General features: G+C 65.9%; 11 protein-coding genes. 5 read left to right on the plus strand and 6 right to left on the minus strand.

Annotated elements, in window-relative coordinates; translation table 11 throughout:
- The first annotated feature begins 42 nt into the window (after positions 1 to 42).
- Both V4558_08945 and V4558_08950 read left to right on the plus strand, forming a co-directional pair.
- Complete coding sequence (locus tag V4558_08945; protein MES2305622.1) at positions 43 to 2,343, plus strand: hypothetical protein; 2,301 nt, start codon at positions 43 to 45, stop codon at positions 2,341 to 2,343.
- A complete protein-coding gene (locus tag V4558_08950; GenBank protein ID MES2305623.1) occupies positions 2,343 to 3,413 on the plus strand; it encodes a hypothetical protein in 1,071 nt (356 codons plus the stop codon). The genes V4558_08945 and V4558_08950 overlap by 1 nt, the downstream gene beginning before the upstream one ends.
- 33 nt (positions 3,414 to 3,446) lie before the next feature.
- Here V4558_08950 and V4558_08955 read toward each other — a convergent pair whose 3' ends face one another.
- The gene (locus V4558_08955) at positions 3,447 to 4,484 is read right to left on the minus strand and encodes a hypothetical protein (protein ID MES2305624.1); all 1,038 of its coding nucleotides are present in this window, start codon (positions 4,482 to 4,484) and stop codon (positions 3,447 to 3,449) included.
- Positions 4,485 to 4,580: 96 nt separating this feature from the next.
- Here V4558_08955 and V4558_08960 point away from each other — a divergent pair, with 96 nt between their 5' ends.
- Together V4558_08960 and V4558_08965 are read left to right on the plus strand one after the other, a co-directional pair.
- The gene (locus V4558_08960) at positions 4,581 to 4,982 is read left to right on the plus strand and encodes a hypothetical protein (GenBank protein ID MES2305625.1); all 402 of its coding nucleotides are present in this window, start codon (positions 4,581 to 4,583) and stop codon (positions 4,980 to 4,982) included.
- Between the two features lie 82 nt (positions 4,983 to 5,064).
- The gene (locus tag V4558_08965; protein MES2305626.1) at positions 5,065 to 6,615 is read left to right on the plus strand and encodes a peptidase; all 1,551 of its coding nucleotides are present in this window, start codon (positions 5,065 to 5,067) and stop codon (positions 6,613 to 6,615) included.
- Here the strand turns inward: V4558_08965 and V4558_08970 are convergent.
- A complete protein-coding gene (locus V4558_08970) occupies positions 6,612 to 8,168 on the minus strand; it encodes a M48 family metallopeptidase (GenBank protein ID MES2305627.1) in 1,557 nt (518 codons plus the stop codon). The genes V4558_08965 and V4558_08970 overlap by 4 nt on opposite strands.
- A gap of 201 nt (positions 8,169 to 8,369) precedes the next feature.
- Between V4558_08970 and V4558_08975 the strand changes: the two genes are divergently transcribed.
- Positions 8,370 to 9,164, plus strand: a complete 795-nt coding sequence (locus V4558_08975) for a hypothetical protein (GenBank protein MES2305628.1) — start codon at positions 8,370 to 8,372, stop codon at positions 9,162 to 9,164.
- Here V4558_08975 and V4558_08980 read toward each other — a convergent pair.
- The 4 genes from V4558_08980 to V4558_08995 are packed head-to-tail and all read right to left on the minus strand — an operon-like array spanning position 9,161 to position 13,960.
- Complete coding sequence (locus tag V4558_08980) at positions 9,161 to 9,769, minus strand: hypothetical protein (protein ID MES2305629.1); 609 nt, start codon at positions 9,767 to 9,769, stop codon at positions 9,161 to 9,163. The genes V4558_08975 and V4558_08980 overlap by 4 nt on opposite strands.
- Positions 9,766 to 10,752 carry a cytochrome D1 domain-containing protein gene (locus V4558_08985; protein ID MES2305630.1) on the minus strand — a complete coding sequence of 329 codons (987 nt, stop codon included), beginning with the start codon at positions 10,750 to 10,752 and terminating at the stop codon, positions 9,766 to 9,768. The genes V4558_08980 and V4558_08985 overlap by 4 nt, the downstream gene beginning before the upstream one ends.
- A gap of 29 nt (positions 10,753 to 10,781) precedes the next feature.
- Positions 10,782 to 11,876: an MBL fold metallo-hydrolase gene (locus tag V4558_08990; protein MES2305631.1), complete on the minus strand. Its 1,095-nt coding sequence runs from the start codon at positions 11,874 to 11,876 to the stop codon at positions 10,782 to 10,784.
- Positions 11,864 to 13,960 carry an amidohydrolase family protein gene (locus tag V4558_08995; protein MES2305632.1) on the minus strand — a complete coding sequence of 699 codons (2,097 nt, stop codon included), beginning with the start codon at positions 13,958 to 13,960 and terminating at the stop codon, positions 11,864 to 11,866. The genes V4558_08990 and V4558_08995 overlap by 13 nt, the downstream gene beginning before the upstream one ends.
- Positions 13,961 to 13,972 lie beyond the last annotated feature (12 nt).

Genomic DNA, 13,972 nt, shown 5'->3' on the forward strand with positions numbered 1-13,972 from the left:
ACGCTGGCTTCCCGGCAGTTCGGACCCCCGACCGGACCCACGATGCGTCCACCGCTGGCCATCGCTCTCCTCTTCATCACCTCCGCCGCGAGCGCGCAGTCGCCGGCGCAGCGGGCGTGGCTCGACTCCGCCACCACCAGCGCCCAGCCGTGTACCACTGGCACCGGCTCGCTCAAGCGACTGTGTTCCGGGCTCGTCGCCGTGCAGCGCGCCGCAGCTACTGGCAATTCCGGCGACGCCTCGAAGGCGATGGCCATCTTCGAGCGTGCCGTCCTGGATGACCCCACCTGGCCGCTCGCATGGTACGGCCTCGGCCTCGCCCGGGTGCAGGCGGCGCGCGCGAAGCTCATCGCGCACGAAGGCGCCTTGCAGCCGCTCGGCGTCAGTTTCGAGGCCGGGGCGGGGTACGCCCTCGTCCGCGCGCTGACCCTCGACATCAACTATCTCCCTGCTGCCGAGGCACTCGCGCTGATCTCGATTCCGCGGGAAGGCGCGTCGCGACTGGCCGAGCGGGTGGCGATGCTGCGACGGGTACGTCCGAAGTTGTCGGGAACGGGTGCGTATGGTGCCGCGCAAGTTGAGCTCACCGGTGGCGATCCCGACTCGGCCACGGCGTTCCTGCGCGACGCATTGCGGCGCAGTGATATCGACAGCGGGCTGGTGCTCCTCTCGCTTGCGCGGGCACGCTATGCCGCAAAGGATCCCACCGAGGGGCGACAGCTCCTGATTCGTGGCACGCGCGACAGCGCGAGTGCGTCGCGCGCGGCCTACCGCCAGGAACTCAAATGGGTCGCCACGCCGGCGGAGATGGTGGAGTGGGATTCGCTTCTGGCGAGCGCGCGTCCGGAATGGCTCACGGGGTTCTGGGGCACTCGCGATGTGAGCGATGGACAGCAGGATGGGGCGAGGCTGGTGGAGCACTACCGGCGGTTTGAGTATGCCATGAAGAGCTACACCCTCGAACTGCCACGCACGGGCAAGCACAGGATCTCGCGGAGCTCGATGGCGGGCGACTACATCGATCTCGATGCCGAAGTCCGTAGCACCGAATTCGCGACGGGTGACGATCCCGCGGCGGCGGCGATTGCTGATGCCCAGCAGCTCAAACGGATGTACGGCGGCGCAGGCAACCTGCGGCAGTTCAAGAGCAGCACGATCGTCTTCGATGACCGCGGTTTCGTGTATATCCGACAGGGTCCACCGGATCATTTCGCTCGGACGGTGGGCGGGCAAGCCATTGAAGGGTGGAGCTATGAGCGTGACGGCGGCACGCCGCTGGTGCTTTACTTCAAGGAGGAGGACTTCGACGGTCAGGCCGGCGCGAGCGCACTGACACCGCAGATCCTCACGAGCTACCCCCAGGAGCGTGGGCAACTCTGTCAGCTCGACCCAGCTACTTGCCCGTTTTCGGCGGACCCGCGCGTCACGACGCTTGCGACCTATGGAGGTAGGACGCCGTCGCCTCAGCGCAGGATGCTGGCGGGCGCCGCGGGCACGACCAGCAATATCAGCGTTGTCGCCGCTGCGACGCGTGGCAAGGCGAGCATCGACACGGCGACTTCGACCGATCGCTTCGCGCGGCGGTTCACGCGGGCCGTGACGCCGACGGTGCAGATCCTCTCGGTTCGACAGGCCGTCGACGGTACCCCACGGATGCTCCTGGTCTTTGCCCTGCCGGGGGAGCAATTATCGAGCGTGGCCCTCGCCGAGGCAGGTGGTCGCACCGGGTATGCGGTGCATCTCGTGGCCAGTGCCGCGCGCCACGGCGATGGCCGGCGGTTCGTGATGGATACGATCCGCAACTTCGCGACGCCACACCCGCTCAAGGAGGGAGAGTTTCTCAGCGGGATGCTCGAATTGACGATCGAGCCCGGCGACTACACCGGCTCGCTGCTGATCTCGCAGGAGGATGGCCGTGGCGCCGTCGCGCGACTCGGTAGGGTCGTGGTGAAGGGGAGTAAGGGAGGGCTCGCGATCAGCGATGTTGTGCTGGGGGTCGCCGGTAGCAGAACGCAGTGGAACTCGGGGAGCAGTCTGGTGCCACTCAATCCGATGAATGCGTTCCGCAACGGCGGCGAGGCCGAACTCTACGGCCAGCTCAGCGGCATGAAGCCGGGCCAGGACTACGTGCTCACCTTCGAGGTCTTCCGCGCCGACGATGCGGTTGGGAAGAAGCCGCGGCTCGCGATTTCCTTTCCGCAGACGGCGCGCGACGGGCTGGTCGAGATCCAGCGGAGCGTGGGGTTGAAGAGCCTTGATCCAGGGCGCTATCGCGTGAAGGTCGCGATCGCGGGCGCCGGTGAAAGTGCCTTTGCGATGACGGTGTTGGCGGTGGTGAAGTAGTGGTCGCTGCGCCCCTTCGCATCGCCGCAGCGCTCTGCGTTCTGGGCACCATCGAACTCGGCGCGCAATCGCTGCCACGCCTCGAGCCACTTCCCGTCACGCCGATGCTTCAGGCCCTGGACTACCGCGCCGATGGCGGGCTCGCGATTGATCGTGCTGGCTGCCTCATCCTCTACAACTCCGACGCTCACTCACTTACCTGCATCGACCCGCGCAACGGCGCGTTCCGCTCCGTGGGGCGCGAAGGCTCTGGGCCCTCAGAATTCCGGCTGGTGACGTCGATGGTCGCGGCGTCTGATGGTGGGGCAATCGTGTACGACGCGGGCAACGCCCGCTTCGCGCTGCTCTCGTCTGGATGGCGCGTGACGGCCACCGTTCCGCACACTCCCGTCCTCGCCCTACTCGGCACGCCACGCGATTCGGTCCTCGCACTCACCCTGCCGGCAGCCACGGCCTCGGATCTCGTCGCCATCTCGCTGCGCACCAAGGTGGTGACTCGTCGCTTTTCGCCGAGTGACGTCGATTCGCTCAAGCGCTTCGTCGACCCGGCGGTCCAGAACGGGCCGTGGGCCAAGTCCATCGTGCCGCGACGCGCCGGTGGCTGGTTCATTCCGGCGCAGCGCGAGTACGTGGTATTCGTCGCCGATGCCAAGGGAGTCAAGCAGCGCCAGTTCGGCCGACCGGAACTGCCACCGGAGTTGCCGAACGCGCAGGAGAAGGAGGCGATCGAGGCGCAGTTCACGCGCAATACGGCGAATGTCACCCCGGAAGTGAAGAAGAGTGTCCGGCAGATCTTCGACCAGATGCTCAGGCGCCCCAAGGCCGCGATGGTGGTGGGTGCCATGGCAGAGGATGCGCAATCGCGCGTGTGGGTTGGCACCACGCGCATCCGTAACGACAGTAGCGAGGTCGACGTCTTCAACGCCGCCGGGAAATATCTCAGCACGGTGCGTCTGCCAGGCAAGATCCAGCGGCTGTTGATCCAGGGCGACGAACTCTTCGCGCTCTACGAGTGGCTCGGCAGCGCACGCGAGGGGATGCAGGGTGTGGGGCGGTATCGTGTACGGTAGGCCCCGGAAGCCGAGGTTCGAATCCTCTATCGCTTAGTGCTTCAGTCGCACAATCACCGGCACCTGCCTCCCCAGCGCATCCTCCCGAATGCCGATCAGTCGATCGTCGCCGAGGTAGCCCATGATCGGGAAGTCGCGTTCCTCGACGCTGCCGAGCAGTGCGCCAGTGCCGGGATCGAGGATCTCGATGGTCTCAGAGATGTATTTCATTCCGTCGGCAGGAGCCATCAACTTGCGGTCGGGTGCTGGATTGGGCTTCCAGTCGACCCTGGCCCGCCGCATGATGACCAGCAAATGCCCGTGCGGGTCGCGGTGGATCGCGAGAATCGTCGTCGCCGGGCGCTCGCGGTCGATGCTCTCGGGATCGTGATCAAGGGGTGGAAACCACACACGCTGCAGTGCAAAACGGCGTAGAAGCGCGCCGCTGGTCGATCGCAGTTCGATCTCGTAACGGTCGCTCCGCGCGACCCAGAAGCTGGTATCACTCTCGCGCGCCAGTTCCCGAAAGAATGACGCAAAGTGGTTGGGCGCCTCGGATGCCGGGGCCTCCCCGAACGAGCGGACGATGCGGCCATCTGGGGCAATCAGGTGGAGCGGTTTTCCCTGCTGCGTCGGGTCGCCAATCCGCTGCGTCACGACCAGGGTATCGCCCCGAAGGAGAATCGCGTTGCGCACGCCAGAGATGGTGCTGGGGATATCGCGCAGGAAGCGACCGGTCGAGTCGAAGGTATGCCACTTTCCGAATCGGTCTGTGATGAAGAGACGACCGCTCTCGGCAATCAGCCCTCCAGGCTCCCGCATCTCGCCCGGTCCATCGCCAATGCGGCCGATCACCCGGACGAAGCGACCGAGCGAGTCGAGCTGCTCTACCAGCCCCGAGAGGGCCTGTGCGCTGAGGTAAAAGCCACGATTCGGCGCTGGAGCAACCAGAAATGGCTGGCTGCCATCGACCGAGTCCCCCACGGCGGTCGCAATGATTTCGAGCGACACTTCCTTGGCCGCGGGTTGCGGTGCAGGAATGCCAGCACACGCCGCAGCAGCAATGATCAGGAAAGGAAGGCAACGGGGCACGCAGGCTCCGGGGGTGAGCAAGGATGCCGGAATCTACCGCCCAGCTACCTTTCTCAAGAGCCGGACCACCCCCCACGGAGACCCGAGCGTGACGTCGTGAAAGACGAGCAGCCCAAAGGACCATTCCCGATCCTCGTCTTCGTCTACGTCGTGATCTTCTGGATCGTGAACGCCGCGATGACCAGTCTGCTCGATGCCGACAACGACCAACTCACCGGCCTCCCCCTCTTCGCCGTCTCCTTCTTCGTCGGCAGCGCCTCGGCCCTCTTCGATGTCTGGAAGTCCGCCCCCGACCGCCGCCGCGACCGCATCCTCTTCGTCTGCGCGAGCGCCGTCCTCTGGCTCGGCGTCGGGGTCATCGACTACACCGGCCCGCGCCACTCCGACAACGTGCTCAGCACCGGCCTCGCCGAATCGGTCGGCTGGATCGGCTTCGAGTTCCTCTCCGGCCGGGCCCGCGCCATTCGCGCCCGCCGCCGCGCCAAACGAGACGAATAGCGCCTGATTTGTGCGCGAAATTGCCTTGCCCCGCTCCAAAGTCGTTCTAGACCCGGGTTGCCGCGCCGGGGCAATTTTCGGGATGACAACTCTCCGCTTCCTCGCGCGCGCCGCTCTCCCGCTGCTGCTTATCGCCACGGCAGCCCACGCCGCGCCCGCACCGGCCAGGCTCCGCTTCACCGTGAACCTCAACGATCGCGCCGACACCCTCTTCAAGGTGTCTCTGCGCGTCGACAAGCTCACGGCGGCGAACGACGTCTTCCAGTTCGCTGCCACCGCGCCCGGCACCTATCAGGTGATGGACATCGGGCGCTTCGTCCACGAGTTCCACGCTTACGATGCCGCGGGCCGCGAGCTCTCGACGAGTCATATCTCGACCAACCAATGGAAGCTCTCGTCGCCCGAGCGCGTCCGCGAAGTGCGCTACACCATCGAACCGACCTGGACCACCCACATCGCCGAACACCGCGTCTACCGGATGTGCGGCTCGTCGCTGAGCGCCGATCACTCGTTGATGAATGGCCAGGCGCTCTTCGTGATGCCACACGGAATGCAGGCGGTGCCGATCTCGGTGAAGCTGCTCGCGCCGCGCGACTGGAAGGTGAGCACCTCGCTCCGCCTTTCTGCCGGGCAATACCTCGCCGATGACTACGACCAGCTGGTCGACTCGCCGATTCTCGCCGGTCGACTCTCGACTGCGCGGATGCTGGTCACGGGCGTACCGGTCGACATCGCAGTCTATTCCACGCACGACAAGATCACCGCGACTCAATTGAGCCAGGCAATGCGGACCATGCTCAATGCCGCCGGCGCCTTTCTCGGCAAGCTCCCGGTCGATCGCTACACCTTCCTCTACACCTTCGAAGAGCGCGGTGAGGGCGCTTGGGAGCACTCCTACGGCTCCGAGTACGCCTTGCAGGAGGCGGACTACACGCCTGCCTACGGCAAGCGGATCTCCGACATCGCGGCACACGAGTTCTTCCACGTCGTGACGCCACTCAATCTCCACTCGGAGATCATCGAGCACTTCAACTTCGAGACCCCGGTGCCATCGCAGCATCTCTGGCTCTATGAGGGGTCGACCGAGTGGGCCGCGCAGAAGATGCATCTCGAGTCGGGGCTCAAGACGGCCGATGAATATCTCGCGACCGTGGTGGGAAAGATGAAGAACGACCGCGCCGCCTACGACTCGACCTGGTCGCTCACGGAACTCGCAGTCACGTCTTACTCTGACTCCGGTCAGCGGCAGTATGGCAACATCTATATGCGGGGGGCTGTCGTCGCGGGCCTGCTCGACATCAAGCTGCTGCAGCTCTCGCACGGCGAGCACGGGCTGCGCGACCTGATCCAGGATCTGTCGAAAATCTATGGCAAGAAGCGGGCGTTTACCGACGACTCACTCTTCGACGTGATCGCCCAGCACGCCGGCCCCGAAGTCGCCGACTTCCTTCAGCGCTATGTGCGCAGCGCGCAGCACCTGCCGGTCAAGGAGTACTACGATCTGCTCGGCATCACCCTCGTCGAGGACGAGAAGGGAGCACCGCTGCGCTTCGAAATGAACCCCAACCCTACGCCGGACCAGGCGAAGCTGCGCGCCGCCTGGCTCGGCAAGGGAGGGAAGCTCGCGGCCTAGGGCCGCTTGCGCGCGCCGAGGCGCAGGCCACGAAGGTTGGTCTGCGCCGCATCGGCACGATGGCCGGCGGCGTCGCTCACGACGAGACTCCGCATCAGCCGAATCATCGCGGGATCCATTTCATTGGCTCGCGAGGCCGGCACGATCGACAGCCCGTAGACCACGTGCCCATCGGGGAGGCCGCGCGTGAAGAGCGTGGCCTGCTCCAGTTCGCCCGTGATCGGCGAGGTCCCGCTCAACATCACCGAATATCCTGCCGCTCCCGAGATCGTTTCGGCGCGTGCCGAATTCGGCTCGGCGTGCAGGTAGCTGTTGGCGCGGATGATGGTGTTGACGAGGTCGTCGGTCGCGTCGGCCAGGGTGCGCCCGGCGCCGGTGCTCCCCTCGAAGGGCGCGTAGCGATTCACCGTTGCGGAGGTCCCTGCAAACGGCGCATAGTGATTGAGGATCACGCCGTAGACGATGTGCTGCACGCCATCGTTCGTCGCGACGATGCCGCCGGCAGGCCCGGCAACCACGGCGGTGCCGCTGCTCTGCGCGACTTGCCAGTTGGACGGCATGTTGATCTGGATGAAGCCACTCGGCTGGCGATAGCGCACGAGGCGCGTCGATGGGGCCGCCACCGAGACGGCAGTCGGCGAGCCATAGTTGCCGGGTTCGTCCACCGGTGGATTGAGGCGACCGGGATAGCCCGACGCCGTCGAGGTGGTGAGCCCCTGCGCGGCCCGCGAGCGGATGGTCGCGAAGCCACCGACATCGGCCACGTTGCGCACCGTGGCACCCTGTGCGAGCGCGCGGATCTTCGTCGACCGTTCTGCTGCGCCCGGGTGATCGGAGAAGAACTGTTCCAGCTTGCTCGGATCGCGCCCCTGTTCGGCCCGCAAGACGTCAAAGAAGTCTGCCATCGCCACCGGATTGTACCCGGCGCGCGCCATCATGTCGGCGCCAGTCGCGTCGGCCTGACTCTCCGCGCTGCGGCTGAAGGAGAGGAAGGCGGTGTTGAGGCCGAGGCCGCCAATGGTGTTCACGATGGCGGAGGTATTGCCGGAGCTCTTGCCGAGGAGGCCACCGAGGATGCTCACCCCGCCCTTGGCGAGATAGGCGGTCGAGGCCTGGTTGGTGCCGTGGCGAAGTGCCACATGCGCCATCTCGTGGGCCAGCACTCCGGCGAGCTCGGATTCATTCCGTGCGGCCGCGAGGAGGCCGGTGTTCACGTACATCGGCCCGCCCGGGAGCGAAAAGGCGTTGATCTCGGGGGCCACCACGAGCTTGACGGTGTAGGGGAACTTGGCGCCAGGAGCGACCGCGGCGAGGCGCTGCACGATGGCGGTGAGGTAACGGTTTGCGGCCGGATCATTGGCGAGTTTGAGCTGCTTTTCGGCCTCGATGGCCGAGGTGCGCCCCATCTCGACATCCTGATTCACCGAAAAGAGGTTGAAGCCGGGTGAGGCCTGGCGGGCGTTGACTTGCGCGGAAAGCGATTGCGCAGGCACGGCGGCGAAGAGTGCCGCAGCGGCAAGCGCCATCGGCAGGGTGACGAGTGAGCGGGACATCGAGACCTCCTCCTATGTATGGACTTCACGGTGGCCGGATGGGCCACCGGTTGGTGCGCACGGAGCGCGCGGGTCTGCAACGTTCGGGAGACGATCCGCGGCGGGGGGCTGGTACAGTGGCGGTTGCGCGTTTCAAGGAGCGTTGTACTCTCAGGGAGCGCGGTACCAATCTTCTGGTCTACGACTTCCCCTGGAGTCGAGATGATCGTGCTGCTATTGCTGGCCCAGATCCTGAAGGAACAGCCGATCGTGCCCGCACGCTCCTACCCGCACGAGGCCCGGGTGATGGCGCGAGTTCACCGGATCTGGGACCCCGGCACGGGAGAGCAGCTCGCCGTGGCGCCGTTCCAGGTCAACGTCGGCACCTACAGCACGCGCGACACCGCTCGCCTCGAGGTCGAACTCCGCCCCGAGAGCAATGCGCGGCCGGCACGCGAGACACCGGCACACCTGGAACTCGCGGTCAGCGGTCGGCCCGGGATCGCCACGGGGGTGGTGGCCGGACCGATTCCGGCCGAGCCCGATTTCTGGCGGGTCGTGGCGCGAGAGAACCGGCCCTTTCGCGAGAGTCTGGCGACCTTCCGGCTCGCCCGACTGGGCGAGGGTGCGTTCGCGCTATCGGACCTGATCGTGGGCGTCGCGGGGCAGGGGCCGCGCTGGATGGTGGGGCCGGACACGATCGCGATGGCGCCGCAGGCGATGATCGTTGCGACCGAACGGATCCAGCTCTTCTATCAGATGCGGAGTGCCCAGCCGTTGCGCGACCTGCGGACCCGACTCACCGTGACGCGCGTGGTGGAGAATGAATCGCAGGACGATCAGCTGATCACCTTCACCTTCAGCACGCCGAATGTGGCGCAGGGAATTACCGCCGTGCAACGCGACATCGACGTCTCGCGCTTCACTGGGTCACGTTACCGCGTCGATATCACCGTGAGCACGGCATCAGGCCGCTACCTCGGCGCGGCGCGCGGGATGCTCGAGCTGGTGCGTTAGTCACAGCCGCGATTGCTGCAGACAGCGACGAAGAGCGCCAGGGTAGAGGCCAGCGCCACGGCGTCGGCAAGGATGCCGTAGCGGCCGGGTTTCCCGCCCATGCGGAAGCCGGCGAAGACGCCCTCCTTCTGGAATTGCTGGTAGTCGATCTCGCCACCCGGGGTCGGGCCATAACGGTACTGACTGAAGGTTCCCATCTGCACGGCGAAGCCGATCTGATCCCGGTACATCACCGCGGCATCGAGCAGCGCGTGCCCGGAGCCGGGGTTGCTGCGGGTCAGGATGTACTGCGGCGTCACGTCGACCGCCACTTTTGGCGAGGCGTGGAAACGCATCCGTGGCCCGGCGGCGAGATAGAAATCATCCCAGACGCCAACGGTCAGGATGGGACCGAAATCGAACCGCGGCGTGATGTGGCCGAGCGATCCGATCGCGGCCGAGACATTGAAGCGGGCAGGGCCATCGTAACTGTTGATGTTGTCGGGGCCGCCGCTCATCCGGGTACCGTAGGTCGCCTCGGTGATCAGCGTTGCCTTCTGCTGCGCGCAGAGCGTGGGCGCTCCAACCACAGCCAGCAGCAATGTGCAGCAGAGTGCCCGGTTCATGGCCGGGCCTGCTGTGAAGACCACGCGATGCCATCGGGGCCGGCCGCCACATCCCACTGCCGCACGCTGCGCAGTTCCGGCACCAGGTATTCGGCAACGTAATTGGCGGTGCCCATCGTGATCCAGGCGCGGCTGCCGTCGGGTGAGATGATGATTCCCTGTGGCCCCACCGGTTTGCCATCGGGAGAGGTGATTTTCACTTTGGCGCGTTCCGCGTGCGAGGCAACATCATAGAGGTGAATCTCGTCCTGCTCGGGGTTGGTCACGATCGCCAGCTTGCCATCGGGGGTGAACGCGATCCGGTACGGCGTGCCCGAGGTCTGCACCGAGTCGACGACCTTTCGCAGCACGGCATCGACGATGTAAACCTTGCCGGTGTTGTTGCTTCCCATCCAGACGGAGCGACCATCCGGCGAAACACCGATGCCTTCGGTTTGCGTGCCGACCTTGATCACCACGGGGTCGGCAGTTCCCGCGAGGTCGACAATCGAGAGCGTGCCGGCGGTGATGTTGGCGACATAGGCCGTGCGCTGGTCGCGCGGAATCGCCACCATATGGCCCACCCGCTGACCGGTGCGCCTGGTCGCGATGATCTTGCCGGCTTCGACATCCATCAGCACCAGCAGCGAGTCGCGCTCGGCCGTGAGCACCAGCGTCTTGTTGTCGTTGAGGAAGACGGCGCCGTGCGGTCGCTGATACGGTGCGAAGGAGATCGTCTTCGCGACCTTCGCCGTGGCAACATCGATGAGGGTGACCGTACTCCCCGGTTGTTGCGCGCCGTAGTCGGTGACCACGGCCCACTTGCCGTTGGGCGACACGGCGACCTCGTGCGGCACCGACGTGGTGGGCAGCGTTGCAACGACGGCACCGCGCGCGATGTCGATCAGCTGTGCCGTGGTGTTGTTCATGTTCGAAATGACCAGCGTCTGCGCGCCCAGCGGGAGGGTGACGATGAGCCCCAGGGCGGCGAGTCGGAATCGCACGTGTGCTCCTGCTGTGTTGGTGATGAGCGTCAGGCGCCCGGGTCGGGCTTCTTCTTCGCTTCGTCGTAGGCGGCCTTGATCCCGGATTCGACGATCGATTCCGCCCAGGTCTCCTCGCGCTCCGGCTTGCCGGCCACCAGCGCCTCGTGGAACGACGTGAGGTCGAACCCCTTGCGGGTATCCTCGAGTGAGAGGCCGCGGGCGACAGCAGCGGTCGCCTGCGTGCTCATGGCCTTGAGCAATGCGGCGACCTGATCAACATAGCTGAACTCCCGCATCACCGGGCCGTGCCCGGGGACCACGACGGCGGGGTTGAGGGCGCGCACCGCCTGCAACACCCGGCCCCACGAATCGGGGAAGCCGCCATAGATGTACGGCACCGGCCAGACCACGAGATCTCCCACCGCCGCGATCTTCTCCTTGGGCAGCCAGATCACTGCGTCGCCAAGAGTGTTCCCCTTGCCGAAGGAGTGGACCTCGACCTCGCGATTGCCGAGGTGGAGGGTGATCTCATCCACGAAGGTGATCGTGGGGAGGACGATCTGGACCGACTTGAAGTCGACGAGATACTGTCGGTAGAGTGATTGGGCGGCGAGGTGTCGGTTACGGTCGGCAGGGGTCATTGGCTCCCCCTTGCCGTTGATCCCCTTCGCGAGCCGCGTGGTCACGGTCTCGAGTGCCTTCCCATAGCTCGTGACCAGCTCCTGCTGATGTTCCTTCGCCTTCGCGATCATCGAGTTGCGAACGTTGACCTGCGCCACGAACTCGACGCCGGGAAAGGCGTCGCGATAGACTTGGTTCCCGAAGATGTGATCGTCATGCCAGTGGGTCGTGATCACATAGCGCACCGGCAGTTTCGTGAGCTTCCGGATCTCTGCGACCGTCCCGCGCGCCGCCGACGGGGTGTAATCGGCATCGACCACCGCCACCCCGGTTTCGCCGATGATGATCAGCGAGTTGGCCTGTACCGGATCCTTCTTCATCTCCGACCAGATGGCGCCGTAGACGCCGTCGGTGATCTTCTCGATGGACCTGGTCTGCAACTGGGCACCGGCGGAGGCGGCGCGCAGGCAGGCGATGGCGAGCAGTATCGCCGCTCCGTGATGCCGCTTCAGGGAATCCATGTTGGCCTCGTCCAGGTGGTAGTGTTCCAGATGGTGGGGTCGAGCACGGGATTGAGCTTGATGTTGCTGTAGTACTCGCCCTGGATCTCGACGCCGTCGCGATAGCCGTGGATCTCGCGTTCGATCCATCCCTGACCCGCCGGCGTATGACCGCTGATCCGGCTATCGACTGGAGACTCGCCCGGGAACTTCTCGATCAGTCGCACCGTGTAGAGCCGCTCCTGATCGACCCAGAACTGCGGCGTTGTGCTGTCGCCGGCTGCCGCGCCAACGATCCAGACTGGCCGCCCTTGCCAGCTGCCGCTCGCGAGCCGTGACAAGTCATATCCGGCGCCGCGGACGCGGCGGACGCTTTCATCGGCGGCCAGCCCGTAGACATCGGCCAGGAGAATGCCCAGGACATTCTCTTCGGCCCGCGCGCCCACGCGCTGGCCACGGCGGAAGCGGATGGTCGAATCGCCGACGAAGAGAATGGTGTTGCCGCTGTCGGCTGGAGCAATGTCGATGCGGAGCTTGCCAGGCATCTCGGCGGTCTCGTACCAGGTCTGATCGGGGCGGCCGGGGAAGGTCGTGCGCTGCACGAAGGTCATCGTCTTGTACCACTTCCCCTCGTAGCGATCGTGCATCTGGCGGAGCAGGGCCGCGCCGTCGGCGGGCTGCGGGTTGAGGCGCACGCCGGCCTCACGGATCATCGAGTCGAGCGCGGGCTTCTCGAACCAGCGTCCGCCTACCGCCACCGCGCTGATGTGCGTGGTGTTGCGGATGTCGGCGAGCGGGTCAGCATCAAGGAGCACCAGGTCGGCGCGCTGCCCCGGTGCAACCTGGCCCCATTCCCGTTCCGCGTGCAGGTAAGTCGCCGGGACGGTGGTCGCTGCCTGCAATGCCTGCCAGGGCGAGAGTCCGGCGTCGACCAGCTGCTCGAGTTCGCGATGCAGCGTCCAGCCATATCCCATCAGCCCGCCCGGACCGTCTGATCCGGCCATGATATGGCCACCCGAGTCGATGATGGCGCGGACCATCCGGTTGCGGACCGCGATGTAGTGCGCGCGGCGGGCCTCGGTCGGTGGATTGCGCCAGAGCGCGTTGTGACTCCTGATGTAGAGGTCACGCATCGCCGGCGGGATCTGGGTGTAGTCGGGGCGGGCGCGGAACTCTTCATCGGTGGTGGGCGTCGCAAACCAGAGCCGGAAGAAGGCGAGCGTCGGTGTGACGTAGCCGCTGGCACGCGCCGTGGCACCGGCGATCGCCTCGACCTTGCGATTGTCGACATAGTCGAGCGTGGTCCAGTTGCCCACGCGATAGGCGCCGACATCCGAGACCGAGTTGCGCGACGGGGCCGAATCGGCGAGTACCGATTCCATGTAATTGTCGAGATGTTCGATCTGCTGCCCCGACTGCAACGCGTGCGCGACGCCGACGCGCGGGTCGACGTGCCCGACCACCCGAATGTGCCGCAGCGCCGCCTCGCTCACGATGGCATCGTAGACGGGCAGGGTGATGTCGGTGGTCACCTTGATGAAATCGAAGCCGGAGTCGGCCACCTCGCGCACCGCGCGGCGAGCCTCGTCGGGCGTGGTCACGAGGCGGCCGTGCACCTGCTTCTGTCCAGAGAACTCGGGCGAGGCGATCCACATCTGCGGGCCCGCGAGGGTACCGGCCTCGATCGCCTTGCGCAGCCTCTGGTGGAGCGGGGTACCGATCATCATCCGGGCGGTGGTGACGCCGTTGGCGAGATAGACGCCAAGTTCGTAGCGACCAACGGAATCGGGGACCCACTCATCGGCATAGAGATGCGAGTGCATATCGGTGAGGCCAGGAATCACGTACTTGCCGCGGCCGTCGATGCGCCGTGTCCCGCGCGGGATCGCCACGGCGGCCGCCGCTCCCACCCGGAGAATGCGGCCGTCGCGCACCAGCACGGTGGCGTCGCGGAGCACCGAGTCGCGCGCCATCGTGATCACGGTCGCACCTTCGACGGCCCAGCTGCCACTGCTGAGGTGTCCGCGCGAGGACTGGGCTTCCAGCACTCCGGCCGCGGAGGCGGCGACAAGGGCGGCGGCGAAGCAGCGGGCAGGATTCGTCACACGACAATCCGG

The sequence above is a fragment of the Gemmatimonadota bacterium genome (genome assembly GCA_040388535.1).
In the GTDB taxonomy this organism is placed as follows: domain Bacteria; phylum Gemmatimonadota; class Gemmatimonadetes; order Gemmatimonadales; family GWC2-71-9; genus Palsa-1233.

Bases quoted from the DNA above. Each gene is read 5' to 3' on its own strand.
- V4558_08990 (MES2305631.1), bottom strand. From the start codon at position 11,876: ATGGATTCCCTGAAGCGGCATCACGGAGCGGCGATACTGCTCGCCATC.
- V4558_08975 (MES2305628.1), top strand. From the start codon at position 8,370: ATGATCGTGCTGCTATTGCTGGCCCAGATCCTGAAGGAACAGCCGATC.
- V4558_08970 (MES2305627.1), bottom strand. From the start codon at position 8,168: ATGTCCCGCTCACTCGTCACCCTGCCGATGGCGCTTGCCGCTGCGGCA.
- V4558_08945 (MES2305622.1), top strand. From the start codon at position 43: ATGCGTCCACCGCTGGCCATCGCTCTCCTCTTCATCACCTCCGCCGCG.
- V4558_08965 (MES2305626.1), top strand. From the start codon at position 5,065: ATGACAACTCTCCGCTTCCTCGCGCGCGCCGCTCTCCCGCTGCTGCTT.
- V4558_08980 (MES2305629.1), bottom strand. From the start codon at position 9,769: ATGAACCGGGCACTCTGCTGCACATTGCTGCTGGCTGTGGTTGGAGCG.